Annotated in this window: 24 protein-coding genes; 10 read left to right on the top strand and 14 right to left on the bottom strand. The window is 64.0% G+C overall.

Annotated elements, in window-relative coordinates; translation table 11 throughout:
* Positions 1–17: 17 nt before the first annotated feature.
* On the bottom strand, positions 18–737 hold the full coding sequence (rph, locus tag BM186_RS23535; protein WP_017676064.1) for a ribonuclease PH: 720 nt from the start codon (positions 735–737) through the stop codon (positions 18–20).
* A 174-nt stretch (positions 738–911) separates the two neighbouring features.
* On the opposite strand from rph, the gene BM186_RS23530 reads away from it, so the two are divergent.
* From BM186_RS23530 to BM186_RS23505, 6 genes are all read left to right on the top strand, one after another.
* Positions 912–1,775, top strand: coding sequence for a YicC/YloC family endoribonuclease (locus BM186_RS23530; RefSeq protein WP_072426175.1), 864 nt, complete (start codon positions 912–914; stop codon positions 1,773–1,775).
* Between the two features lie 149 nt (positions 1,776–1,924).
* The gene (gene gmk, locus BM186_RS23525; protein WP_074918734.1) at positions 1,925–2,545 is read left to right on the top strand and encodes a guanylate kinase; all 621 of its coding nucleotides are present in this window, start codon (positions 1,925–1,927) and stop codon (positions 2,543–2,545) included.
* A gap of 94 nt (positions 2,546–2,639) precedes the next feature.
* Complete coding sequence (gene rpoZ, locus BM186_RS23520; protein WP_036998775.1) at positions 2,640–2,903, top strand: DNA-directed RNA polymerase subunit omega; 264 nt, start codon at positions 2,640–2,642, stop codon at positions 2,901–2,903.
* A gap of 63 nt (positions 2,904–2,966) precedes the next feature.
* Positions 2,967–5,078: a bifunctional GTP diphosphokinase/guanosine-3',5'-bis pyrophosphate 3'-pyrophosphohydrolase gene (gene spoT / locus BM186_RS23515; RefSeq protein ID WP_013717759.1), complete on the top strand. Its 2,112-nt coding sequence runs from the start codon at positions 2,967–2,969 to the stop codon at positions 5,076–5,078.
* A 60-nt stretch (positions 5,079–5,138) separates the two neighbouring features.
* Positions 5,139–5,519, top strand: a complete 381-nt coding sequence (locus BM186_RS23510) for a RidA family protein (RefSeq protein ID WP_013717760.1) — start codon at positions 5,139–5,141, stop codon at positions 5,517–5,519.
* Positions 5,520–5,574: 55 nt separating this feature from the next.
* Positions 5,575–6,306 (top strand): hypothetical protein, encoded by a 732-nt coding sequence (locus BM186_RS23505; protein WP_074918732.1) that lies wholly within the window; start codon positions 5,575–5,577, stop codon positions 6,304–6,306.
* A gap of 37 nt (positions 6,307–6,343) precedes the next feature.
* Here BM186_RS23505 and BM186_RS23500 read toward each other — a convergent pair whose 3' ends face one another.
* Positions 6,344–6,961: a LysE family translocator gene (locus tag BM186_RS23500; RefSeq protein WP_074918730.1), complete on the bottom strand. Its 618-nt coding sequence runs from the start codon at positions 6,959–6,961 to the stop codon at positions 6,344–6,346.
* Between the two features lie 78 nt (positions 6,962–7,039).
* Here BM186_RS23500 and BM186_RS23495 point away from each other — a divergent pair, with 78 nt between their 5' ends.
* Complete coding sequence (locus tag BM186_RS23495; RefSeq protein WP_074918728.1) at positions 7,040–7,618, top strand: AAA family ATPase; 579 nt, start codon at positions 7,040–7,042, stop codon at positions 7,616–7,618.
* Here the strand turns inward: BM186_RS23495 and BM186_RS23490 are convergent.
* Together BM186_RS23490 and BM186_RS23485 are read right to left on the bottom strand one after the other, a co-directional pair.
* Positions 7,581–8,381, bottom strand: a complete 801-nt coding sequence (locus tag BM186_RS23490) for a helix-turn-helix transcriptional regulator (protein ID WP_074918726.1) — start codon at positions 8,379–8,381, stop codon at positions 7,581–7,583. The two genes, BM186_RS23495 and BM186_RS23490, sit on opposite strands and share 38 nt — an antisense overlap.
* A 1-nt stretch (position 8,382) precedes the next feature.
* Positions 8,383–9,240, bottom strand: coding sequence for an NAD-dependent epimerase/dehydratase family protein (locus tag BM186_RS23485; RefSeq protein ID WP_074918724.1), 858 nt, complete (start codon positions 9,238–9,240; stop codon positions 8,383–8,385).
* A gap of 98 nt (positions 9,241–9,338) precedes the next feature.
* Here BM186_RS23485 and BM186_RS23480 point away from each other — a divergent pair, with 98 nt between their 5' ends.
* From BM186_RS23480 to BM186_RS23470, 3 genes are all read left to right on the top strand, one after another.
* On the top strand, positions 9,339–10,265 hold the full coding sequence (locus tag BM186_RS23480) for a hydrogen peroxide-inducible genes activator (protein ID WP_074918722.1): 927 nt from the start codon (positions 9,339–9,341) through the stop codon (positions 10,263–10,265).
* Positions 10,266–10,272: 7 nt separating this feature from the next.
* Entirely contained in the window at positions 10,273–12,348 is a 2,076-nt protein-coding gene (recG, locus tag BM186_RS23475; protein WP_074918720.1) for an ATP-dependent DNA helicase RecG, read from the top strand.
* A 91-nt stretch (positions 12,349–12,439) separates the two neighbouring features.
* Complete coding sequence (locus tag BM186_RS23470; RefSeq protein ID WP_074918718.1) at positions 12,440–13,846, top strand: aminoacyl-tRNA deacylase and HDOD domain-containing protein; 1,407 nt, start codon at positions 12,440–12,442, stop codon at positions 13,844–13,846.
* 100 nt (positions 13,847–13,946) lie between these two features.
* Here the strand turns inward: BM186_RS23470 and BM186_RS23465 are convergent, their stop codons facing one another.
* From BM186_RS23465 to BM186_RS23420, 10 genes are all read right to left on the bottom strand, one after another.
* Positions 13,947–14,699 carry a hypothetical protein gene (locus BM186_RS23465; protein ID WP_017676075.1) on the bottom strand — a complete coding sequence of 251 codons (753 nt, stop codon included), beginning with the start codon at positions 14,697–14,699 and terminating at the stop codon, positions 13,947–13,949.
* A gap of 82 nt (positions 14,700–14,781) precedes the next feature.
* Positions 14,782–15,177, bottom strand: a complete 396-nt coding sequence (locus tag BM186_RS23460; protein ID WP_072426164.1) for a helicase — start codon at positions 15,175–15,177, stop codon at positions 14,782–14,784.
* A 150-nt stretch (positions 15,178–15,327) separates the two neighbouring features.
* Entirely contained in the window at positions 15,328–15,600 is a 273-nt protein-coding gene (locus tag BM186_RS23455) for an HU family DNA-binding protein (RefSeq protein ID WP_003242571.1), read from the bottom strand.
* Between the two features lie 188 nt (positions 15,601–15,788).
* A complete protein-coding gene (locus tag BM186_RS23450; RefSeq protein ID WP_074918716.1) occupies positions 15,789–16,937 on the bottom strand; it encodes an NAD(P)/FAD-dependent oxidoreductase in 1,149 nt (382 codons plus the stop codon).
* Between the two features lie 322 nt (positions 16,938–17,259).
* A complete protein-coding gene (locus BM186_RS23445) occupies positions 17,260–18,015 on the bottom strand; it encodes an outer membrane beta-barrel protein (protein ID WP_074918714.1) in 756 nt (251 codons plus the stop codon).
* Between the two features lie 209 nt (positions 18,016–18,224).
* Positions 18,225–19,565: a hemolysin family protein gene (locus BM186_RS23440; protein ID WP_074918712.1), complete on the bottom strand. Its 1,341-nt coding sequence runs from the start codon at positions 19,563–19,565 to the stop codon at positions 18,225–18,227.
* A gap of 62 nt (positions 19,566–19,627) precedes the next feature.
* Positions 19,628–20,947, bottom strand: a complete 1,320-nt coding sequence (phoR, locus tag BM186_RS23435; RefSeq protein WP_072426160.1) for a phosphate regulon sensor histidine kinase PhoR — start codon at positions 20,945–20,947, stop codon at positions 19,628–19,630.
* A gap of 42 nt (positions 20,948–20,989) precedes the next feature.
* The gene (gene phoB, locus BM186_RS23430; protein ID WP_072426159.1) at positions 20,990–21,679 is read right to left on the bottom strand and encodes a phosphate regulon transcriptional regulator PhoB; all 690 of its coding nucleotides are present in this window, start codon (positions 21,677–21,679) and stop codon (positions 20,990–20,992) included.
* Between the two features lie 82 nt (positions 21,680–21,761).
* Positions 21,762–22,652 carry a 4-hydroxybenzoate octaprenyltransferase gene (gene ubiA / locus BM186_RS23425; RefSeq protein WP_072426158.1) on the bottom strand — a complete coding sequence of 297 codons (891 nt, stop codon included), beginning with the start codon at positions 22,650–22,652 and terminating at the stop codon, positions 21,762–21,764.
* 120 nt (positions 22,653–22,772) lie between these two features.
* Positions 22,773–23,324 carry a chorismate--pyruvate lyase family protein gene (locus BM186_RS23420; RefSeq protein WP_072426157.1) on the bottom strand — a complete coding sequence of 184 codons (552 nt, stop codon included), beginning with the start codon at positions 23,322–23,324 and terminating at the stop codon, positions 22,773–22,775.
* Between the last annotated feature and the right edge of the window lie 65 nt (positions 23,325–23,389).

The following is a 23,389-nucleotide window of genomic DNA, read 5'->3' as shown; positions in this document are numbered from 1 at the left end:
CTTGCTCGTTTCGGGTTTCAGTCGACCAGAGCGGCCTTCTGCAGTTCAAAGATCTCGTTCATGCCTTTCTGCGCCAGTGCCAGCATGGCGTTGAACTCATCGGGCTGGAACGGCGCGCCCTCGGCCGTACCCTGCACTTCGATGAAGCCACCGGCATTGGTCATCACCACGTTGAGGTCGGTCTCGGCGGCGGAGTCTTCCAGGTAGTCCAGATCCAGCACCGGCTCGCCTTGGTAGATGCCGACCGACACCGCTGCGATCATCTGCTTGAGCGGCTCGCCCTTGAGCGAACCACGCTTCTTCAGCACTTTCAGGGCATCGATCAGCGCCACCATGGCGCCAGTGATGGAGGCGGTGCGGGTGCCACCGTCAGCCTGGATCACGTCGCAATCGACGTACAGGGTGTTCTCGCCCAGCTTGGTCATGTCCAGTGCTGCACGCAGCGAACGGCCGATCAGGCGCTGGATTTCCAGGGTACGCCCGCCCTGCTTGCCGCGGCTGGCCTCACGCTGGTTACGCTCGCCGGTGGCGCGCGGCAGCATGCCGTATTCGGCAGTCAGCCAGCCCTGGCCCTGCCCCTTGAGGAAGCGCGGCACGCCGGATTCGACGCTGACGGTGCAAATCACCTTGGTATCGCCGAACTCCACGAGCACCGAGCCCTCGGCGTGCTTGGTGTAGTTGCGGGTGATGCGAATCGAGCGCAACTGATCGGCGGCGCGGCCACTGGGACGTTTCATCGAGCGATACCTACTTCATTAAGTGAAAACAGTGCGCATTATAGGGGCGCCCGAGCAAGGCGACACGCCGAATTGGCGCCAGCAGATGGCAGACCTGATCGCCTGCACATGAAATGGGTAGGTGCCGTGAGCTACAATCCTGCGTTTTTCGAGCCGACTTCCACGAGGTATCCCATGGTTCACAGCATGACGGCCTTTGCCCGCAATGAGCAGGCAACCGCTCACGGCACACTGAGCTGGGAGCTGCGCTCGGTCAACCACCGCTATCTCGAGCCGCACCTGCGCCTGCCGGAAGCCTTCCGCGACCTCGAAGGCGCGGTGCGCGAAGCGCTGCGCCAGGGGCTGTCACGCGGCAAGGTGGAGTGCACCCTGCGCTTCGCCGAAGAAAGTGCCGGCAAGCCGCTGCAGGTCGACGCCGACCGCGCCCGCCAACTGATTGCCGCTGCCGAACAGGTCGCCGCACTGATCCAGCAACCAGCCCCGCTCAACCCGCTGGAAGTGCTGGCCTGGCCCGGCGTGCTGGTGGCCGACTCGGCCGACCCGCAGGCGCTGAACGCGGCCGCTCTGAAGCTATTCGACCAGGCACTGGGTGAACTCAAGGCCGGCCGTGCACGCGAAGGTGCCGAGCTGGCCAAGCTGCTCAACGAGCGCCTCGACAGCATCCTCGACGAAGTCGCCGCCCTGCGCGAGCTGGTGCCGCAGATGCTCGCCGGGCAGCGCGCCAAGATCGAAACCCGCTTCGCCGAGATGCAGGCCGAGCTCGACCCGCAACGCCTGGAGCAGGAGCTGGTACTGCTGGCGCAGAAGAGCGACGTGGCCGAGGAGCTGGATCGCCTCAGTACCCATGTCAGCGAAGTGCGTCGCGTGCTCAAGGCCGGCGGCGCTGCCGGGCGGCGTCTGGATTTTTTGATGCAGGAGCTCAACCGCGAGGCCAATACCCTCGGCTCCAAGGCCTTCGATCCGCGCAGCACACAGGCTGCGGTCAATCTGAAGGTGCTCATCGAACAGATGCGCGAGCAAGTGCAGAACATCGAGTAAAAACTACTGCGCTAGGCTATGCCGCGTTGAAATCAGATTCGAAATGCTCATTTACAGTCGTAAACTCCGCTTTCTCACCTGATTTCGCCTTGCCTAGCCGTCGCTCGCTACGCTTTTAAAATTCCGCAAGATTTCTCAGGACGTTTTTCATGGCCACCACGACCGGCACCCTCTACATCGTTTCCGCACCCTCCGGCGCCGGCAAGACCAGCCTGGTCAAGGCCCTGATCGACAGCGAGGCGCAGATTCGCGTCTCGGTCTCGCATACCACCCGCGCCATGCGTCCAGGTGAGGTGGACGGAGTCAACTACCACTTCGTCGACCATACGCAGTTCAACGCCATGCTCGAACGCAGCGAATTTCTCGAGCATGCCCAGGTCTTCGATAACCTTTACGGCACCTCGCAGAAGTGGGTCGAGCAGACCCTGGCCGAGGGCTTCGACCTGATCCTGGAGATCGACTGGCAGGGTGCGCAGCAGGTGCGCAAGCTGATGCCACAGGCCAAATCCATCTTCATCCTGCCGCCGACTCAGGAAGCTTTGCGTCACCGCCTGACCAACCGCGGCCAGGACAGCGGCGAGATCATCGAACGGCGCATGCGCGAGGCCGTCAGCGAGATGAGCCACTACGTCGAATACGACTACTTGGTGATCAACGACGACTTCAACCACGCCCTGAGCGACCTGAAAGCCATCTTCCGCAGCAACCAGCTGTCGCAAACACAACAGCAGCAGCGCCATGCCGGGCTGCTCAGCGAACTGCTGGCGTAAAACAGCGCTTCCATTGTCGCTGGTGATTTTTTAGACTATTCAGTCCGCTCGCCCGCTCGGGCCAAGCTTATCCGCACAAGTTACGAGGAACACCATGGCTCGCGTTACCGTCGAAGATTGCCTGGACAACGTTGATAACCGCTTCGAACTGGTCATGCTCGCGACCAAGCGTTCGCGCCAGCTGGCCACCGGCGGCAAAGAGCCGAAAGTGGCTTGGGAAAACGACAAGCCCACCGTAGTGGCCCTGCGCGAAATCGCTGCCGGCCTGGTGGACTACGAAGTGATCGCCCAAGAAGACATCGTCGAAGAAGAACCGCTGTTCGCTGCCTTCGAGGAAGAGGCCAACGAGCCTCTGTAAGTCGATGATGCCGGGTCGAAGTTGCGCGGCGTGTAGCCAAACCGGTCATGAGGGGAATACCCCATGGCTGGTATAGACGCTCTCGCCGACCGACTTTCGGCCTATCTCGGCCATGACCAGGTCAACCTGGTTCGCCGCGCCTACTTCTACGCCGAACAGGCGCACGATGGCCAACGCCGCCGCAGTGGCGAAGCCTACGTGACCCATCCGCTGGCCGTGGCCAGCATCCTCGCCGATATGCACATGGATCATCAGAGTCTGATGGCCGCCATGCTGCACGATGTGATCGAAGACACCGGCATCGCCAAGGAAGCGCTCAACGCGCAGTTCGGCGAAACCGTGGCCGAACTGGTCGACGGGGTCAGCAAGCTGACCCAGATGAACTTCGAGACCAAGGCCGAGGCGCAGGCAGAGAACTTCCAGAAGATGGCCATGGCCATGGCCCGCGACATCCGCGTAATTCTGGTCAAGCTTGCCGACCGCCTGCACAACATGCGCACCCTCGATGCCATGCCGCACGAGAAGAGCCGGCGCATCGCCAAGGAAACCCTGGAAATCTACGCACCCATCGCTAACCGGCTGGGCATGCACAACATGCGCGTGGAGTTCGAAGACCTGGGCTTCAAGGCCATGCACCCGATGCGCTCCGAGCGCATCCGCGCCGCCGTGCGCCGCGCTCGGGGCAACCGCAAGGAAATCGTCGCCAAGATCGAGGAATCGATCCAGATGTGCCTGCAACGCGAAGGCATGGAAGGTGAAGTGATCGGCCGCGAGAAGCACCTCTACAGCATCTACCAGAAGATGCGCGGCAAGCGTAAGGCGTTCAACGAGATCATGGACGTCTACGCCTTCCGCATCATCGTCGACAAGGTCGACACCTGCTACCGCGTGCTCGGCGCCGTGCATAACCTGTACAAGCCACTGCCCGGCCGCTTCAAGGATTACATCGCGATCCCCAAGGCCAACGGCTACCAGTCGCTGCACACCACGCTGTTCGGCATGCACGGCGTGCCCATCGAGATCCAGATCCGCACCCGCGAAATGGAAGAGATGGCCAACAACGGCATCGCCGCGCACTGGCTGTACAAGTCCAACGAGGACGAAGCGCCGAAGGGCAACCACGCCCGAGCCCGCCAATGGGTCAAAGGTGTGCTGGAGCTGCAACAGCGCGCCGGCAACTCGCTGGAATTCATCGAAAGCGTGAAGATCGACCTGTTCCCCGACGAGGTCTACGTGTTCACGCCCAAGGGCCGCATCATGGAGCTGCCGAAGGGCTCCACCGCGGTCGATTTCGCCTACGCGGTGCACACCGACGTCGGCAATACCTGCATCGCGTGCCGCATCAATCGGCGCCTGGCGCCGCTGTCGCAGGCACTGGAAAGTGGCTCGACGGTAGAAATCGTCACCGCACCGGGCGCCCGGCCGAATCCGGCCTGGCTCAACTTCGTGGTCACCGGCAAGGCGCGCACGCATATCCGCCATGCCCTCAAGCAGCAGCGCCGCTCGGAATCGATCAGCCTCGGCGAACGCCTGCTGAACAAGGTGCTGGCCAGCTTCGATACGCACCTGGAGAAGATCGCACCCGAGCGCGTACAGGCGGTACTCGGCGAATACCGCCAGGAAGTCATCGAGGACCTGCTCGAAGACATCGGCCTGGGCAACCGCATGGCCTACGTCGTCGCCCGCCGCCTGCTGGCCGAGAGTGGCGACGAAACCCTGCCGAGCAGCGAAGGGCCGCTGGCGATTCGCGGCACCGAAGGCCTGGTGATGAGCTACGCCAAGTGCTGCACGCCGATTCCGGGCGACCCCATCGTCGGCTACCTGTCTGCCGGCAAGGGCATGGTGGTGCACATGGAGAGCTGCCGGAACATCGTCGATATCCGCCACAATCCGGAAAAATGCATCCAGCTCAACTGGGCCAAGGATGTCACCGGCGAATTCAACGTCGAACTGCGCGTCGAGCTGGAACACCAGCGCGGCCTGATCGCTCTGCTGGCCAGCAGCGTCAATGCCGCCGATGGCAACATCGAGAAGATCAGCATGGACGAACGCGACGGCCGTATCAGCGTGGTGCAGTTGGTGGTCAGCGTGCATGACCGCGTGCACCTGGCCCGCGTGATCAAGAAACTGCGCGCGCTCAAGGGCGTGATGCGTATCACCCGAGTACGCGCCTGACACAATTCCCCTGTTTCCAGTCTGTAGGCTGACCCAGCCAGTTCTCACAAGGAGCGATTCATGAGCAAGACCGTCATCACCAGCGACAAGGCCCCCGCCGCCATCGGCACCTACTCCCAGGCGATCAAGGCGGGCAACACCGTCTACATGTCCGGCCAGATTCCGCTGGACCCGGTGAGCATGGAGCTGGTCGAGGGCTTCGAAGCACAGACCGTGCAGGTCTTCGAGAACCTCAAGGCCGTCGCCGAAGCCGCCGGCGGTTCGTTCAAGGACATCGTCAAGCTGAACATCTTTCTCACCGACCTGTCGCACTTCGCCAAGGTCAACGAAGTCATGGGCCGTTATTTCGAGCAGCCCTACCCGGCGCGTGCCGCCATCGGCGTAGCCGCTCTGCCGCGCGGTGCGCAGGTGGAAATGGACGCTATTCTGGTCATCGAGTAAGTCGTTCGAGCGGGGCAGCAGGCCCCGCTCGCCCTTCCCCGGCATGGAGATCGCCATGCGTCTGCTTCCTCTGCTGCTATGCGGCGCCCTGCTCGGCGCCTGCGCCAGCACACCGAACAACGACCCGAGCGGTACCTGGATCAACCAGGCAGTCATCGATGCCGCCCGCGAGAGCGGTCGCCTGCGCGAAGCCCTGCTCGCCTACGGCCCCAACCTCGAATGGCAGATCACCCCCGAACGACAGCAGGCCAGCTACAGCAACGGCTTCGAGCTGGCCGAGGGCAGGCTGCAGGGTGCCGGAGAGGGGCGTTGGCAGGTGACCTTCTACGGAGATTACAACGAGCAGCTCGCCATTCAGAACGGCGAACTGCTGCAGATCGCCAGCGAATACTGGCCCGAGCAGCACTTCGCCCGCGTCAACAGCTCCAACGAACCCAAGCCACTGGGCAGCAGCTTCGAGCAGGCGCTATATCGCGACTACCTGGGCGGCGACTGGCTGATCGAGGAAGGTCTGGGCCAGGGCGGCCTGGTGCGCTTCAACAGCGACGGGCAGGTACAAGGCCTGCCCGGCGCCGAACGCTTCGCCCTGTGCCTGGCAGGCGACTGCGCGGCCATGAGCGGCGAACATGACAGTCTCTGGCTGCAAGCCGGTGATCAGGGTAGCCCCTGGTTGTTCGTGCATGAAGGCAATCAGTTGCGCATCTTCGAAGCGCAGAACCGCGCCCAGTTCGACGAGATGCCCGAGTACCAGCCCGGCCCGCAGCGCTGGCTGCTCAAGCGCCGCTGATCAGCAGGCGCCGCCTCCGGGCAGGAGCGGCGCCACGCTATAGAGCCCCCAGCAACAGCCAGCCTCCCAGCGCAAGCAACAGGCCACCGCAACCGCGATCCAGCCAGCTCACGCGCCGCTGCAACCAACTGCGCCAACGCGCCTGATCGAGCAGGCGCACCAGCGCCAGATCCCAAAACAGCACCACCAGGGTCATCCATAGCATCGCCAGGCCCAGCCCCCATGCCGGCATTGCCGACTCGCGCAAGACCCCGAATAGCCCGGCGTAGAACAGCGGCAATTTGGGATTGAGGCTGCTGGCCAGAAGGCCCTGACGCATGCCCTTCCACACCCCGCCGAGCCTCAGCTGATCACCCTGCGGCAGGACCAGATCTCGCCGCGAGGCCAGCGCCTGCAGGCCGATCCAGGCGAAATACAGCCCGCCGACGACCTGCAAGCAGCGCCACAGCCAACTGCCCTCGGCGGGTAACAACGCCATGACGAACAGCACCAGCAGCATGCTCAGCAGGTTGGCCAGCGCAATGCCGCAGGCGCAACCGTCGGCCTGGCGCTGGCCCTTGGCCAGAGCGGTGCGAATCAACAGAAAGAAGTCCGGCCCAGGCGACAGCAAGGCCGCGAAATGAGTACCGGCCACCAGTAGAAACAACGCGAACATGGAACCTCCGTTTGGCGGAGGCAGTTTCGGCAACTGGCAGTGTCGATGTATTGGAAAAAACTCAGAGGAGCCCAGCGTATGTCATGTCACCCACCTTTCCATGCCCTAACCGGCGGCCCCGGTAGCGGCAAAAGTAGTTTGCTGGCAGCCCTGGCCCAGAAGGGCCAAAACGTCGTCGAGGAAGCCGGTCGGGAGATCATTCGTGATCAGCAAGCCATCGCCGGCCTGGGCCTGCCCTGGCACGACCCGAGGCTGTTCGCCGAACTGATGCTGGCGTGGGAACTCAGGGCTCACCGCCAGGCGCTGACGAGGAAAGGGCCGGTGTTCTTTGACCGCAGCCTGGTCGATATCATCGGCTACCTGCGCCTGAACGACCTGCCGGTCGGCGAGCATCTGCTACAGGCGGTGCGCCAATTGCGTTACCAGAGGCAGGTCTTCCTGCTGCCGCACTGGCCGCAGATCTACCGCAACGACCACGAGCGCCGCCAGGATGCGGCCGAGGCCGAACGGACCTGCGCGGTGATGCGCGAAGTCTATGTAGAAGCCGGTTATCGACTGATCGAGGTACCGCGAATGAGCCTGGCGCAGCGCCGCGACTTCGTGCTGCAGTGCAGTGGCCTCAACCCGTCGCCAGCGTACGAAAACGCCCCGGAGTGACCCCGGTGAAACGGCGAAACACCCCATTGAAATGCGCCTGGTCATAAAAGCCCAGGTCCAGTGCGACACCGGCCAGGGCCTGGCCTTGCAATAACCTACGCTTGGCCTCACGCACTCGGCGCTGCAGCAGATAGGTATGCGGCGGCACGCCATAGGCACGGCGGAAGGCTTCGATCAGGTGGCGTGGGTGACGCTGCACCAGTGCGGCCAGCTGCTCCAGACTGACGGCCTCGGCGTAGTGCGCTTCCAGGTAATCACGCAGGTACGCCGTCACCCCGCTGTCACGAAATGCCGGTCGCGCCTCGCGCAAGCCGCCGTGGCGGACAAAGACCAGCTCCAACAGCGCCAGCAGTTCGCTCTCCAGCGCCAGCGCATCGCCCCGCTCGAACTCGCCGGCCAGCCGTGCCAGGCCTGTCGAGACCTGGCCGTCGTCATCCGGGTTGAGCGTGCCGAAGCCATTGGGCAGGCGCTTGCGCCCGAGCAGCGCCGGCAGCCGCGACTCCTCGACATAGAGCATGCGATAAACCACACGCGCCGATTCGGCGTGCCCGGTATGCGGCTCTTCGGGGTTCATCAGCGACAGGGTGCCGGCAGGCAGCGCATAGCGCTGACCTCGGCACTGGTAGCCTCCGACACCCTGCACGATAGCGCCGATGGCAAAGGCATCGTGACTGTGACGGCCAAAGGCCTGCCCGGAGAAGTCGGCGTGAAACAGCTCGACGCCCGGCAGCCAGGGCTTGGCCAGCAAGCTGTTGGCGTCCATTTCAGCGCTCGGCGAGGATCGCCGCATAGCCCTCGCGGTAGCTCGGATACTGCGGCGCCCAGCCCAGCGCACGGGCGCGGGCATTGCTGCAACGCTTGCTGCCGGCGCGGCGCACGCGCTGCTCATCGCTCCAGTGACTGACGCCCAGTTGCTCACGCAGCCAACTTACCACCTCGTGCAGCGGCGCCGGCTCATCGTCGACACCCAGGTAGCAATCGGCCAAGGGCACGCCAGCGGCGTCCGCCTGCAACAGCGTGGCGAACAGCCCCGCCGCGTCATCGACATGAATGCGGTTGCCATACAGCGGCGGCGTCTCGCTGACCCGATAGCCACCGCGCACCTGCCCCAGCAACCACTCGCGGCCGGGGCCGTAGAGGCCGGTCAGACGCACCGTGGTCGCTGGCAAACCGCAGTCGAGCGCGACGCGCTCGGCCTCGCGCATGATCACCGCAGAAAAACTCTGGGCTTCGGCAGGAGAATCCTCGTCTACCCACTCGCCGTCCTGCTGCCCGTATACCCCGCTGCTGGAGGCGAACAGGATGCGGCGCGGGCGCTGGCCATGCTGCGCCAGCCAGCTCAGCACGCGGCGTAGGCCATCGACATAGGCAGCGCGGTAGCCGGCCTCGTCGTGCTCGGTGGCGGCTGCGCAGTACAGCAGGTAATCCAGCGGCCCTTGCGGCCAATCCGGCGGACAGGCATCGGCGTGCAGGTCACCGGCCAGCGGCTCGATGACGGCCGGTAGCGCAGCCACATTGCGACGCATACCCATCACGCGCCAGCCTTGTGCGGCCATGCGCAGGCCGAGGCGGGTACCGACATCTCCACACCCGGCAATCAGCAGGCTGTTGCATCCCGACATGCTTTTCTCCATGACATTTTTGCAAAGGCGCAGTGTAGCCCGGTTGGTTCATTCGTATGCAAAGGCTATGCTTGTCGGCAACTTAATGGATAAACACTATGACCCTCACCGAACTGCGGTACATCGTCACCCTCGCCCAGGAACAGCATTTCGGCCGCGCTGCCGAACGCTGCCACGTCAGCCAGCCGACCCTGTCGGTTGGCGTGAAGAAGCTGGAGGACGAACTGGGTGTGCTGATCTTCGAGCGCAGCAAGAGCGCCGTACGCCTGACGCCGGTCGGTGAAGGCATCGTCACCCAGGCACAGAAGGTGCTGGAGCAGGCCCAGGGCATTCGCGAACTGGCTCAGGCCGGCAAGAACCAGCTGGCCGCGCCACTGAAGATCGGCGCGATCTACACCGTCGGCCCTTACCTGTTCCCGCATCTGATTCCGCAGCTGCACCGGGTCGCGCCGGACATGCCGCTGTACATCGAAGAGAACTTCACTCACGTGCTGCGCGACAAGCTGCGCACCGGCGAGCTGGACGCCATCATCATCGCCCTGCCCTTCCAGGAAGCCGATGTGCTGACCAAGCCGCTTTACGACGAGCCGTTCTACGCCCTGCTGCCGGCCGGCCACCCCTGGGCGGCGCTGGAGAGCATCGATGCCAAGCTGCTCAACGACAAGAGCCTGCTGCTGCTCGGCGAAGGCCACTGTTTCCGTGATCAGGTGCTCGAAGCCTGCCCGTCGCTGCGCAAGGGCGGCGAGGACAATGCCAAGCACACCACGGTAGAATCCAGCTCGCTGGAAACCATTCGTCACATGGTCGCCTCGGGTCTTGGTGTGTCGATCCTGCCGTTCTCGGCGGTGGACAGCCACCACTACGCGCCAGGCGTGATCGAAGTACGTCCGCTCACTGCACCGACACCATTCCGTACCGTGGCCATCGCCTGGCGCGCCAGCTTCCCGCGCCCCAACGCCATCGAGGTGCTGGCCGACTCCATCCGCCTGTGCTCGGTGGCCCGCCCGCAGGCCAAGAGCGCCTGAGGTCAACGTGGGCGAGCTGGCGACAGTCCCGGTCACCGCGCTCAAGGGCGTGGGCGCCGCACTGGCGGAAAAACTCGCCAAGGTCGGCCTGGAAAACCTGCAGGACGTGCTGTTCCACCTGCCGCTGCGCTACCAGGATCGCACCCGCATCACCCCCATCGGCGCGCTGCGCCCGGGGCAGGATGCAGTGGTCGAGGGCATCGTGGCCGGTGCCGACGTCGTCATGGGCCGGCGGCGCAGCCTGCTGGTGCGCCTGCAGGATGGCAGCGGCACCCTGAGCCTGCGCTTCTTCCACTTCAGCCAGGCGCAGAAGGACGGCCTCAAGCGCGGCACCGCCCTGCGTTGCTACGGTGAAGTACGCCCCGGCGCCACGGGCCTGGAAATCTACCACCCGGAATACCGCGCGCAGAGCGGCGACGAGCCGGCTCCGGTGGAGCAGAGCCTTACGCCCATCTACCCGACTACCGAAGGTTTGACCCAACAGCGCCTGCGTCAGCTCAGCCAGCAGGCACTGGCACGCCTAGGCCCACGCAGCCTGCCCGACTGGCTGCCTGACGAACTGGCGCGCGACTATCACCTGGCACCTTTGGACGAGGCCATCCGCTACCTGCACCGGCCGCCGCCGGACGCCGATGTCGAAGAGCTTGCCGAGGGTCGCCACTGGGCTCAGCATCGCCTGGCCTTCGAAGAGCTGCTGACGCATCAGTTGTCCCTGCAGCGTCTGCGTGAACAGGTGCGCGCCCAGCAAGCGCCGGCCCTGCCGCCGGCCAAGAAGCTGCCACAGCAATACCTCGCCAACCTCGGCTTCGCCCCGACTGGCGCGCAGCAGCGCGTGGGTGCCGAGATCGCCTACGACCTGGCGCAAAGCGAGCCCATGCTACGCCTGGTGCAGGGCGACGTAGGCGCCGGCAAGACGGTGGTTGCCGCCCTTGCCGCCCTGCAGGCGCTGGAGGCCGGTTATCAGGTGGCGCTGATGGCGCCGACCGAGATCCTCGCCGAACAGCACTTTCTCAACTTCAGCAAATGGCTGGCGCCGCTTGGCCTGGATGTCGCCTGGCTGGCCGGCAAGCTCAAGGGCAAGGCTCGCGCTAGCGCGCTGGAACAGATTGCCGGCGGCTGCCCGATGGTGGTCGGCACCCACGCCCTGTTCCAGGACGAAGTGAAATTCAAGCGCCTGGCCCTGGTGATCATCGACGAGCAGCACCGTTTCGGCGTGCAGCAACGGCTGGCCCTGCGCCAGAAAGGCATCGACGGGCGCCTGAGCCCGCACCAGTTGATCATGACTGCCACACCCATCCCACGTACCCTGGCGATGAGTGCCTACGCCGATCTGGATACCTCGACCCTCGACGAGCTGCCGCCAGGGCGCACGCCGGTCAACACCCTGGTGATCGCCGACAGCCGTCGCATCGAGGTCGTCGAGCGCGTGCGCAATGCCTGCCAGCAGGGACGCCAGGCCTACTGGGTCTGCACCCTGATCGAGGAATCCGAAGAGCTCACCTGCCAGGCCGCCGAAACCAGCTTCGAGGAGCTTTCTGCGGCACTGGGCGAGCTGCGCGTCGGGCTGATCCACGGGCGCATGAAACCGGCCGAAAAAGCCGCAGTGATGGATGAGTTCAAGCAGGGCAAGCTGCAACTGCTGGTGGCCACCACGGTGATCGAGGTCGGCGTCGACGTGCCCAATGCCAGCCTGATGATCATCGAGAACCCCGAGCGCCTGGGCCTGGCCCAGTTGCACCAGCTGCGCGGCCGGGTCGGACGTGGCAGCGCCGCCAGCCATTGCGTGCTGCTCTACCATGCGCCTCTGTCGCAACTCGGGCGCGAACGCCTGGCGATCATGCGCGAGACCACCGACGGTTTCGTCATAGCCGAGAAGGACCTCGAACTCAGGGGGCCAGGGGAAATGCTCGGTACCCGGCAGACCGGTCTGCTGCAATTCAAGGTCGCCGACCTGATGCGTGATGCCGACCTCCTGCCCGCCGTGCGCGACGCGGCGCAGGCACTATTGGAACATTGGCCACAACATGTGGCTCCATTGTTGGAACGCTGGTTGCGTCACGGCCAGCAATACGGTCAAGTGTGAACCTGTTCACAGGACAACCGTCGCCACGAACCTTTGCGCAAATCCTCGCTGGTTATACTCCGGGGCACATGCGCCAACGCTGGATATCGATATGACTGAAGCCGCCCTCGCCGCCAACGCCACTGCACAAGCGCCCGCCGTGATCGTGCAACTGCTGGAGAAACTCGCCGTGCCCTATCAGGTACGCGCGGAGCGCCCGGGTCAGCCAAGCGAGGCGCGCCTGCAGGCCGTGCTGGTGGACGATGCCATCGGCGCCCTGCTGGTGCTCTATCCGCGTAGCCACATGCTCGATCTGTCGCGCCTGGCCGAACTGACTGGGCGCCAGCTCACTGCGGTCAAGCCGGAACGCCTGGAGCGCATGCTGGGCAAGCACAATCTGGCCGCACTGCCGGGTTTGCCGCCATTGACCAGCTCGCCCTGCCTCTACGAAGAGCGCCTGCTGCAGGTGCCCAGTCTGCTGATCGAGTCCGGCCAGCCTGGTGTGTTGCTGGAGATCCCCACGGAGGCCTTCAAGGCCCTGCTGAGCAAGGCCAGCGCGGCGCGTTTCGGTGAGCCGGTCAGCGCGATCAAACCGAACCTCGATCGCCCCCATGATGACCGCGCGGAAATCACCCAAGCCGTGCAGGCCTTCACCGCACGCCGCATCCAGCAGCGTCTGGAAGAAACCATCGAGATTCCGCCGCTGCCGGAAACCGCACAGAAGATCATCAAGCTGCGCGTTGACCCTAATGCCACGGTGGACGACATCACCGGCGTGGTCGAAACCGATCCCGCGCTGGCGGCCCAGGTAGTCAGCTGGGCCGCCTCGCCCTACTACGCCGCGCCCGGCAAGATCCGCTCGGTGGAAGATGCCATCGTCCGCGTGCTGGGCTTCGACCTGGTGATCAACCTGGCTCTCGGCCTGGCGCTGGGCAAGACTCTGAGCCTGCCCAAGGATCAGCCGCAGCACGCCACCCCTTACTGGCAGCAAGCGATCTATACCGCTGCAGTGATCGAGGGCCTGACCCGCGCCATGCCGCGCGCACAGCGCCCGGAAGCCGGCCTGACCTACCTGGCCGGTCTGCTGCACAACTTCGGTTACCTGGTCCTGGCGCACGTGTTCCCACCGCACTTCTCGCTGATCTGCCGTCACCTGGAGGTCAACCCGCACCTGCCTGCCGGGCATATCGAGCAGCACCTGCTGGGCATCACCCGCGAGCAGATCGGCGCCTGGCTGATGCGCCACTGGGATATGCCGGAAGAGCTGTCCAGCGCTCTGCGCTTTCAGCACGATCCGTCCTACGCCGGCGACAGCGCAGCCTTCCCCAATCTGGTGTGCCTGGCGGTCAGCCTGCTGCGCAATCGGGGTATCGGTGCCGGGCCGCAGAACGAGATTCCTGATGAGCTGTTCGACGCCCTGGGGCTGACCCGGGAAAAAGCCGAGGACGCGGTGAGCAAGGTGCTGAGCGCCGAGGTCGCCTTGCGTGAACTGGCAGCGCAGTTTCAGCAGCCGCACTGAGCGGCTGCAGCTCTCACGCCCTGCCCCTGAGGCGCTGCCTACCGTCTGGCATAGTTGCTAGCGAGCGGTAGGCTGTTCGCGGCCGGCGTTCCGGGCCGCGCTATGGCTTGCCTGCCACCTGGCGCAGTTGTTCACGACGTTCAGAGAATAGCTGCGGCACCACTTCCAGGCTGATGGCAAGCAGCTGGCTGACGCTGGGATGCTCGTAGAGTGCCGCATACTCGGCGAGCTGATCGCTGGGCATCTGCCGGTAGGCATAGAACATGAAGCTTTCCACCGCCAGCTCGCTGGATTGGCGAATGGCGTTGGCTTGCGTCTGCGTCTGCGCCTGCAGTTCGGCTTCGCTGAGGTTCTCGCCCCGCGCCCTTAGCGCCAGCAATGCCTGGGTCTTGCCGACTTCGTAACGTAGCAGGCTGGCCAGTTCAGTGGTACGCGCGGCAGCGTCGAGACGCTTGACCAACTCCAGACGCGCACCTCGTGGCGGCTGCTCCTGCAGGCGCTGGCGGTATTCAGCCAAGCCTTCGGGTTGCTCACCGACGGCGCGCTCGGCAGCGGTGAAACGCTGCGCCAACGGGCTGTCGAGACGCTCACGGGCCTGCTCGCCCTGCGCCGCATCGAAGCGGGCAGCGACGCGCTGGGCCAGGTCCAGACAAAAGGCCTCGCCAGCGAAGAGCTGAGCGAGGCGCTTCTGTTCGGTTTCATCCTGGCCACGCTGCACCAACGGCGCACTCTGTTCGCACAGCAGATGGATACCGGCGAGCTCGAACAACGGTAACAAGGCCTTGGCAGACGCTGGCTCGGCCCGTGCGGTGGTGGCGGCCAGCAATAGCAGGGGTAACAGGAAAAGACGCATGGTCGGGCTTTCCACAGGGACGTGCCTGGCAGCCTAACCAAAGCGCGGCGTCGCGGCCAGCCGCGACGCGCATCAGTGCCGATCAGGCGGCCTTTTTCGGCGCCTCGGTCTTCTTCTTCGGCATCAGGTACTTGGTCAGGCCCTGGAACCACATGACCAGCGCCGGGTTGCCCTGGATCTGGATATCCTTGTTCTGGATGCCCTGCATGAAGGCCAGCTGCTTGTTCTTCGCGGTCATGGTTTCAAAGCCGTAGGCGCCATCCTTGAAGCCAATGGCGAAGGCCGGATCCGTGGCAGTGCCGCGCTTGCTGGTCACGCGCTGACCGGCCACGGTGAAGTGGCGGGCCACCTTGCCGTCGAGAGTGTGCAACTGGAACACCATATCGCGACCTTCGAGCTGCTGGCGGAACGCCGGGTTTTCACGACTGGCCTTGGCCATCAGGCGGCCCAGCATCCACAGGAGAAAACGGAATTTCATGCACAGGGCCTCGTGATCGAAGATGATGGCCGCGCATTGTAGTGGTTTTCTTGCAGGACTACAGCCTGTCTAAAGCATGGCTGTATCAGCGAATGTCGCAGCATGGCTGCGCAGGGGGAACCCGGAGCCGAACGGCTCCGGGTAACGGGCTCAGTTGACCGCGTCTTTCAGGGACTTGCCCGGTTTGAAGGCGACGGTGTTGCTGGCCTTGATCTTCACCGGCTGACCGGTTTGCGGGTTCTTACCAGTACGGGCGCCACGGTGGCGTTGGACGAAAGTACCGAAGCCAACCAGGGTCACACTGTCCTTGCGGTTCAGTGCACCGGTGATTTCTTCCAGTACAGCGTTGAGTACACGATTGGCCTGATCCTTGGTCAGATCAGCCTTTTCGGCGATGGCGGCGGCGAGTTCCGGTTTACGCATAAATGCCTCTTTGACGGTTTTTTGTTGTTGTGTCCGTGCTGTCCTTCCAGAACAGCGCCCAAGGCGCCGCAACAGCTCTGCGCTGCGGCAGACCCTTGGGAGAATGGCATGCCGCATCGCACTGCGCCAGTCTCGCCCGCCACTTTAACCAGGCAATTTCGTGGCGTATCCGACAGAACGGCAGGCAATCACGCCAGCAGCGCCGGTAGCTCCTTGTTCAGTGCCAGTTTCTCCTGCACGGCGGCGCCGGTCAGCGCATAACCGAGCAGTGCTCCGGAAGCATCGCGGCAGAGCGCCTTGATGTCGCTGCCGCTGCCTTCGACCGTCCATTCGCCCTGGCTGCCACGCGGTGGCGGCGAGACCACCAGCGGGCATACAGGCGTCTTTACGGTCACCGGCATCGGCCCATAGCTGACCGCCGTCGGCTCACCAGCCAGGGTCTTGGCCAGCGCCCGGGCACAGGCCATCAGCGGCATGACGTAGAGCAGGTTGAGGCCGTCGACCTCGGCGCAGTCGCCCAGGGCGTAGATATTGGCGTGCGAGGTGCGCAACTGGCGATCGACCATCACCCCACGGTTGATGTCGAGACCGGCTGCCGCAGCGAGCGCGGTGCGCGGACGCAGGCCAACTGCGGAGACCACCGCGTCGCACGCAATCAGGCGGCCATCGGACAGCGTCGCCTGCAGCGCCTCACCCTGACGGTCAAGACTGGCCAGCACCGGGCCGAGATGAAAACGTACACCCAGACCTTCCAGGCCGGCTTGTACGGCAGAGGCCGCTGCCGGATGCAGCAGGCCCGGCATCACCTGCTCACAGGGCGCCAGCAGTTCTACCTCATAGCCGCCAGCACTGAGGTCGTTGGCAAACTCGCAACCAATCAGCCCGGCGCCGAGGATCAATACCCGACGCTTGCCAGCCACGGCGCTGCGAAAGCGCGCGTAGTCTTCCAGGTCATTGATCGGGAACACCGCGTCCTGAGCGTCGCCCTCTACCGGGACGCGAATAGGCTCGGCGCCCCAGGCCAGTACCAGGTCGCGGTATGGCACGGCTTCCTCACCGATCCACAAGCGCTTATGACCCGGATCGATACCGGTGATACGGGTATGGGTGCGAATTTCCGCGTTGAGCTGCTCGGCCATGGCGCCGGCTTCGGCCATGGCCAGGCCGTCGGCATCCTTGTTCTTGCCAAAGCCGGTGGACAGCATCGGCTTGGAATAGGAGCGGCCGTCGTCAGCAGTGAGCAGCAGCAGAGGCGTCTGGGTGTCGAGCTTGCGCCACTCCTTGGCCAGGTTGTAGCCGGCCAGGCCGGTGCCGACGATGACGACTGGTGCACTCATGCTGTGATTCCTCGCTACACAAACGACGCGACGGCCCGCTGACCGTCACCATTGATCCAGAAGGGTTCAGGTACGCTCGATCACTTCGAGGCGACCTTCTCCACGCCTGCCCCACGGCTGACACTTCTTCTTAGGGGGAGGGGCGGGATCACACCCTACTGGATCGGGCGACAGCTGGCCAGAAGCGACTCGGCAGGCCAACCAGAGGTTCGGTCTGGCGGCACAGCAGGAAGACACTCACTTGTGCTCACGTCGTTGCAGCGCAGCGGGAATCTGTATCGAGGAAAACCGCCCGACGGCGCGGGCGGTTTGTTGGGCGAGCTTAGAACGCCAGGCCAACGCGCAGGCCTACCTGTTCCTGCTTGAGCTTGCTGCGCTCGGCGACGGCGCTGTTGCTGTCGAGCTCATAGCGGGTCTGGGTGTAGTACAGGCTGGTGCTGATCGGCAGGTTGTTGATGCCCTTGTTCCACAGCATGGTCAGCTCACCGTAGGGATTGACCTTGTCCTTGAGGTCCACGGAGTCGCTTTCGCCATCGACCTTGAGGCGTGCTTCGGAGTTGATGGAATAGCGCGCACCCACTTCCAGGCGCAGGGTGTAGTCCGGCGTCAGGTAGTTGTAGCCGAGCCCGGCCTTGGCGAAGGGCGATTTGCTGGTCAGCTTGACGTTGCTGTCGAACGGACCGACGTCGTCCTGCTCGATACGGCCCCAGTCGTAACCACCACCGACGATCACGTCGACATAGTTGTTGGTGCTCAACGCGGCGCGCAGGCCGAGGTCGATATCGGCACGCGCGGACTTGTATTCCACATCGTCCTTGTCACGGTATTGGCCTTCGATCCCCGCCTGGTAGATGAAGCCTTCCTGCCCGGTCAGCTTGTTACCGAAGTGGTAGAACAGGCCGCCCTGATTGAGGCGCTCCTTATCGCTTTCATCGTCCACGGTGAGTTTGTACTGGTTGTGCGAAGCGATGACACCGAAGGTCGAGATGGGGTCGGTGACCGAGTCTGCATAGGCCTGCGAGGCGCCCGCCAGGCACAGGGCGAGTGTTGCTTTGGGGGTTATGCTGGACAGCTGCATGACGATTTCCTTGGCAATGAGTAGATAACGCCGCCCACCGGAGGTGGGACGCAAGTACCTAGACTGTCGATGCAGGGAGTGATTCGGCAAACCTGATGAACGGTCGCGAAACTGAACAGGCCCTGAACGGGCCTGGATTTGGCGAGAAAAACCTGACCGAATGGCCAGTCTGTATTGGCTGTTTTTGCAGAACGGGGCGCCCAGTGAATTCAGTCCAGCTTGACCACCTTGGCCAGGACCACCTTGGGCCCCTTCATCTTCTTGACGATGATGCGCAGGCCATCGGTTTCCAGCACCTCCTCTTCGTCAGGCATGCGCTTGAGGGTCTCGTAGATCAACCCGGCCAACGTTTCGGCCTCGATATGGTCGAGGTCGACACCGAGCAGGCGCTCGACCTTGGCCAGCGGCGTGTCGCCGCGCACCAGCAGCTTGCCCGGCTGGTAGGCGAGGATGCCGCGCTCGGCCTTGCGGTGTTCGTCCTGAATATCGCCGACCAGTGCTTCGAGCACGTCCTCCATGGTCAGGTAGCCGATCACCTTGCCGTCGGCCTCTTCGACCAAGGCGAAGTGCGCGCCGCCCTGGCGGAACTGCTCGAGCAGCTGCGACAGCGGCATGTGCCGGCTGACGCGCTCCAGCGGGTGCATCAGATCCGCCAACTTGAGCGCTGACGGCAGCATCTCCAGCAGCGACAGGTGCAGCAGCAGGTCCTTGATGTGCAGCACGCCGACGAACTCGCCCTTGCTCTCGTCGAAGATTGGGTAGCGGCTGTACTTGTGCCGGCGGAAGGTGGTGAACACCTGATCCAGGCTGGCGTTGAGCTCCAGGAAAACCAGGTCCTCGCGAGAGTTGGCCCAGTCCACCACCTCCAGCTCACCCAGCTCGACAGCCGAAGCCAGCACCCGCAGGTCCTGGTCGTTGTCGCTGGTGGCACGGCTGGAATGCAGGATCAGCTTGAGCTCTTCGCGGCTGTAGTGATGCTCGTGGTGCGGCCCCGGCTCGCCCTGTCCGGCGATGCGCAGGATGGCGTTGGCACTGGCGTTGAGCACGAAGATCGCCGGGTACATCAGCCAGTAGAAGGCGTACAGCGGCGCTGCCGTCCACAGTGACAACAGTTCCGGCTTACGAATCGCCCAGGACTTGGGCGCCAGCTCGCCGATGACGATGTGCAGGTAGGAAATGATCGAGAACGCAGTGAAGAAGGCGATACCGTGAATCAGCTTGGGTGACTCCACACCAACCGCCACCAGCAGCGGCGTCAGCAGCTCGGCGAAGGCCGGCTCACCGACCCAGCCAAGCCCCAGCGAGGCCAGGGTGATGCCCAGTTGGCAGGCCGAGAGGTAGGCGTCCATCTGGTTGTGTACGGTGCGCAGGATGTGCCCGCGCCAGCCGTGGGCCTGGGCCAGGGCATCGACCTTGGTCGCGCGCAGACGCACGATGGCGAACTCCGCGGCGACGAAGAAGCCGTTGAGCAGAACCAGGAACAGGGCGAACAGCATGAGGCCGAAATCGGCAAAGTAGGCAGAAGCGGGGAGACTCGTGGAGGGGTCCATGAAGGTTCGGATTGGCCAAAGATCGCTAGAGGTTGGAGCTTCATCGCGGCGAATGCAAGCACTCAGCGCGCGCGCTGCACCACCTGTGCCGGGGCGAAATGGCAGGTGAAGGTGCTGCCCTTGCCAGGAACGCTGCTGATCTCCAGATTGCCACGGTGACGCAGCAGCACATGCTTGACGATAGCCAGTCCCAACCCGGTGCCACCGGTATTGCTGGCACGGCTCGAATCGACCCGGTAGAAGCGCTCGGTCAGGCGCGGCAAGTGCTTGGCCTCGATGCCCATGCCGGTATCGCTGACCGACAGGTGTGCGCCCTTCTCGTCAGACCACCAACGAATACGGATATCGCCTCCGGCCGGGGTGTACTTCACGGCGTTGAACACCAGGTTGGAGAAAGCGCTGCGCAGCTCGGCCTCACTGCCCTTGAGCTTCAGATGCGGATCGGCCTCCAGGCTGATGCGATGCTGTTGCTCACCAGACAATGCCTGGGCATCGTTCTTGATCGACAGCAGCATCAGGTCGGCCGCCACGGGCTGATTGTCCGACGGGTAATCGGTGGCTTCCAGCTTGGCCAACAGGAGCAGATCGTTGAGCAGGGTCTGCATGCGCGCCCCCTGTTGCTGCATCTGCTGCAATGCGCGCAGCCAGCGCGGATTGACCGCCTCGACGTTGTCCAGAAGCGTCTCCAGATAGCCAGCGATCACCGTCAACGGCGTACGCAGCTCGTGGGAGACGTTGGCGACGAAATCCTTGCGCATCTGCTCCAGCTGATACAGACGGGTAACGTCACGTACCAGCAACAGGTGCTCGCGATTGCCGTAGCGGGTGATATGGAACTGCAAGCGGCGGCGATCATTGATCGGCGAAGGAATCTCCAGGGCATCGGCATAGTTGCCACGCTCGAAGTAGTCCTTGAAACGCGGGTCGCGCACCAGGTTGGCCAATTGCTGGCCGCTGTCCTGCGGCGTCTTCAGGCCCAGCAGGGTCTCGGCTGCGCGGTTCCACCATTCCAGATTACCCTGGCTGTCGAGCATCACCACGGCATCCTTGAGGGCGGCAGTGGACTCCTGCACACGGTCGATCACCGCCTGCAAGCGGCCACGCGCCTTCTGGTTGCGGCGTTGCAAGTGGTAGATGCTGTCGAACACCTCGCCCCACAGGCCGTAGCCATCCGGCGGTGGCTCGTCGGGTTTGTGCTCGCGCAGCCATTTGTGCAGGCGCAGCAGCTGGCTGAGGGTCCAGCCCAGATGAATGGCCAGCCCCACGGCCAGCACCCAGGCATATTCACCGGTGATGAAACCGAGCAGCAGGCAGGCGCCAACCAGCAGCAACAGGCGGCGCACCACGGCGCCACGCCAGTCTTGATTCACGATGGAGCGCATCCTTGTCAGAAGAACGTGGGCGCAGAAACACCGCGCTAGCGATCAACCCTTGGTGGAGAAACGATACCCAGTCCCGCGCACGGTTTGTACCAGGTTTTCGTAAACATCACCGAGCGCCTTGCGCAGACGGCGGATGTGCACGTCGACGGTACGCTCCTCGACGTAGACGTTGCCGCCCCAGACCTGGTCGAGCAGTTGGCCGCGGGTGTAGGCACGCTCCTGGTGAGTCATGAAGAACTGCAGCAGGCGATATTCGGTCGGGCCCATCTCGGCCGGCTTGCCATCGATGGTGACACGATGACTGATGGGATCGAGCAACAGCCCGCCGACCTCGATCGGCGCCTCGCTGTCGCTGGGCCCGGCACGACGCAGCACAGCCTTGAGGCGGGCCACCAGCTCACGCGGCGAGAAGGGCTTGGTGATGTAGTCGTCGGCGCCGACTTCCAGGCCCTGGATCTTGTTGTCCTCTTCACCCTTGGCGGTGAGCATGATGATCGGGATATCGCTGGTCAGCTCGTCGCGCTTGAGGCGCCGGGCCAGTTCGATGCCGCTGGTGCCGGGCAGCATCCAGTCGAGCAGGATCAGATCGGGTTTGCGGTCGACGATCACGGCGTGGGCCTGCTGGGTGTTTTCCGCCTCCAGGCACTCGTAACCGGCCATCTCCAGGGCCACCGCAATCATCTCGCGGATCGGTGCTTCGTCATCGACGATCAGGATGTTCTTGCCAACCATGGTCCTGCCTCGGTTCGTTCAACTGTCTGCGCGCATTAGATAACGGAATTATTGCAGCGATATGACAGATGCGCGGCAGCACTTAACCTAAGGCGTAATCCAGCACGATCCCGACGAAGATCGCCAGCCCCGCCCAGTGGTTGTGCAGGAATGCATTGAAGCACACCAATGGCTCGCGACGACGGGTCACGTGGAACTCCCAGGCGAAGCAGGCAGCGGCCACCAGCAGACCGAGATGGAAGTACAGGCCCAGCTCGAAACGTGCGCCAGCCAGCAGCAGGCAGAGCAGCGTCAACCCCTGCAGGATGGCGATGATCAGCCGGTCGGCGTCGCCGAACAGAATGGCGGTGGACCTGACTCCGATCTTCAGATCGTCCTCACGGTCAGCCATGGCGTAGTAGGTGTCGTAGGCCACGGTCCACAGCAGGTTGGCGATGTACAGCAGCCAGGCTTCAGGTGGCAGACTGCCGGTCTCGGCGGTGAAGGCCATCGGCATGCCCCAGGAGAAGGCCGCGCCGAGCACCACCTGCGGGTAGAAGGTGTAGCGCTTCATGAAGGGATAGCAGGCAGCCAGGGCCAGGCCACCGAACGACAGCCAGATGGTGGTGGCATTGGTGAACAGCACCAGCACGAAACTCAGCGCCACCAGCACGGCGAACAGCACCAGCGCCTCGCGCGGCTTGATCTTGCCGCTGGCCAGCGGACGCGCCCTGGTGCGGCTGACGTGACCGTCGAAGTTGCGGTCGGCGTAGTCGTTGATCACGCAGCCCGCGGCACGCATCAGGATCACGCCAGCGACGAAGATGAACAGGTTCTTCGCGCTCGGCACGCCTTCGGCTGCCACCCACAGCGCCCACAAGGTCGGCCACAACAGCAGATAGATGCCGATGGGCTTGTCCAGGCGCATCAGCTGAATGAAGTCCCAGGCGCGCGGGTGCAGGCGGGTGGTCGATTGCAGCAGGCGGGTGTACATCAAAGCGTCTCCGTGCAGGTTGCGCGGATTATACGAGGGTTGGTGGCGTAGGGTGGATCGGGGCGCGTAGTCGACGCTTTTTTCATCCACCGTCACAGACGCGCGGATCGCTGATGGTGCCTACGCCTCGACACCTGCCGCTTGCCAGAACGCCGGCAGAAACACCTCGGCGACCAATACACCCAGCGCTCCACGGCTGAAGCACGAGCGCCGCGCCCACAGGCGCTCTTCGCGCACCTCTTGCGGCAGCCAGGCCGCCGGATAGCGGCAGGCCTGCAACTCGCCGCGATCGAAGGCCCGGTCGCTGAACAGCAGCTCACCCAGCGAGCGACTGCCCAGCTCCGCCAGATTCAGCCCGGAACCCTCCAGCACGCTGCGCGCGGCAACGCTACGGGCGAATACCCAGGGTTGACCGTGCCCCCGCAGGTACACCTCACGCACCCAACCCTGGCTGCCGTCGGCCACGCCAAGCAGCGCACACTCGTCAACGCGCAGGCGCTGCCAGCCTTCCTGCAACGGCATTACCGAGAAACCGTCAGCGGACAACGCAGTCAAGCGCCGGGTCAGCGAATCCTCGTTGAACAGCCAGTCGCGCACACCGGCAGAAGGCTGCGGATGCAGCTGGGCATTGGTCAGCCAGCGCGGCGGATGGGCGAGAGCGGCGTGAGGCACGGAAGGAAATCACCACGGATCGAAAGCGCGCGAGTCTAGCACGGCGTGGCAGGCGCTTTGAGACC

Origin of the sequence: Ectopseudomonas toyotomiensis, assembly GCF_900115695.1 — a bacterium.
Lineage (GTDB): Bacteria > Pseudomonadota > Gammaproteobacteria > Pseudomonadales > Pseudomonadaceae > Aquipseudomonas > Aquipseudomonas toyotomiensis.
The sequence above is the reverse complement of the archived record's forward strand: the minus strand, read 5'-3'. Positions and strand labels throughout refer to the sequence as shown.

Bases quoted from the DNA above. Each gene is read 5' to 3' on its own strand.
- rph (WP_017676064.1), bottom strand. From the start codon at position 737: ATGAAACGTCCCAGTGGCCGCGCCGCCGATCAGTTGCGCTCGATTCGC.
- BM186_RS23530 (WP_072426175.1), top strand. From the start codon at position 912: ATGGTTCACAGCATGACGGCCTTTGCCCGCAATGAGCAGGCAACCGCT.
- gmk (WP_074918734.1), top strand. From the start codon at position 1,925: ATGGCCACCACGACCGGCACCCTCTACATCGTTTCCGCACCCTCCGGC.
- rpoZ (WP_036998775.1), top strand. From the start codon at position 2,640: ATGGCTCGCGTTACCGTCGAAGATTGCCTGGACAACGTTGATAACCGC.
- spoT (WP_013717759.1), top strand. From the start codon at position 2,967: ATGGCTGGTATAGACGCTCTCGCCGACCGACTTTCGGCCTATCTCGGC.
- BM186_RS23510 (WP_013717760.1), top strand. From the start codon at position 5,139: ATGAGCAAGACCGTCATCACCAGCGACAAGGCCCCCGCCGCCATCGGC.
- BM186_RS23505 (WP_074918732.1), top strand. From the start codon at position 5,575: ATGCGTCTGCTTCCTCTGCTGCTATGCGGCGCCCTGCTCGGCGCCTGC.
- BM186_RS23500 (WP_074918730.1), bottom strand. From the start codon at position 6,961: ATGTTCGCGTTGTTTCTACTGGTGGCCGGTACTCATTTCGCGGCCTTG.
- BM186_RS23495 (WP_074918728.1), top strand. From the start codon at position 7,040: ATGTCATGTCACCCACCTTTCCATGCCCTAACCGGCGGCCCCGGTAGC.
- BM186_RS23490 (WP_074918726.1), bottom strand. From the start codon at position 8,381: ATGGACGCCAACAGCTTGCTGGCCAAGCCCTGGCTGCCGGGCGTCGAG.
- BM186_RS23485 (WP_074918724.1), bottom strand. From the start codon at position 9,240: ATGTCGGGATGCAACAGCCTGCTGATTGCCGGGTGTGGAGATGTCGGT.
- BM186_RS23480 (WP_074918722.1), top strand. From the start codon at position 9,339: ATGACCCTCACCGAACTGCGGTACATCGTCACCCTCGCCCAGGAACAG.
- BM186_RS23470 (WP_074918718.1), top strand. From the start codon at position 12,440: ATGACTGAAGCCGCCCTCGCCGCCAACGCCACTGCACAAGCGCCCGCC.
- BM186_RS23465 (WP_017676075.1), bottom strand. From the start codon at position 14,699: ATGCGTCTTTTCCTGTTACCCCTGCTATTGCTGGCCGCCACCACCGCA.
- BM186_RS23460 (WP_072426164.1), bottom strand. From the start codon at position 15,177: ATGAAATTCCGTTTTCTCCTGTGGATGCTGGGCCGCCTGATGGCCAAG.
- BM186_RS23455 (WP_003242571.1), bottom strand. From the start codon at position 15,600: ATGCGTAAACCGGAACTCGCCGCCGCCATCGCCGAAAAGGCTGATCTG.
- BM186_RS23450 (WP_074918716.1), bottom strand. From the start codon at position 16,937: ATGAGTGCACCAGTCGTCATCGTCGGCACCGGCCTGGCCGGCTACAAC.
- BM186_RS23445 (WP_074918714.1), bottom strand. From the start codon at position 18,015: ATGCAGCTGTCCAGCATAACCCCCAAAGCAACACTCGCCCTGTGCCTG.
- BM186_RS23440 (WP_074918712.1), bottom strand. From the start codon at position 19,565: ATGGACCCCTCCACGAGTCTCCCCGCTTCTGCCTACTTTGCCGATTTC.
- phoR (WP_072426160.1), bottom strand. From the start codon at position 20,947: ATGCGCTCCATCGTGAATCAAGACTGGCGTGGCGCCGTGGTGCGCCGC.
- phoB (WP_072426159.1), bottom strand. From the start codon at position 21,679: ATGGTTGGCAAGAACATCCTGATCGTCGATGACGAAGCACCGATCCGC.
- ubiA (WP_072426158.1), bottom strand. From the start codon at position 22,652: ATGTACACCCGCCTGCTGCAATCGACCACCCGCCTGCACCCGCGCGCC.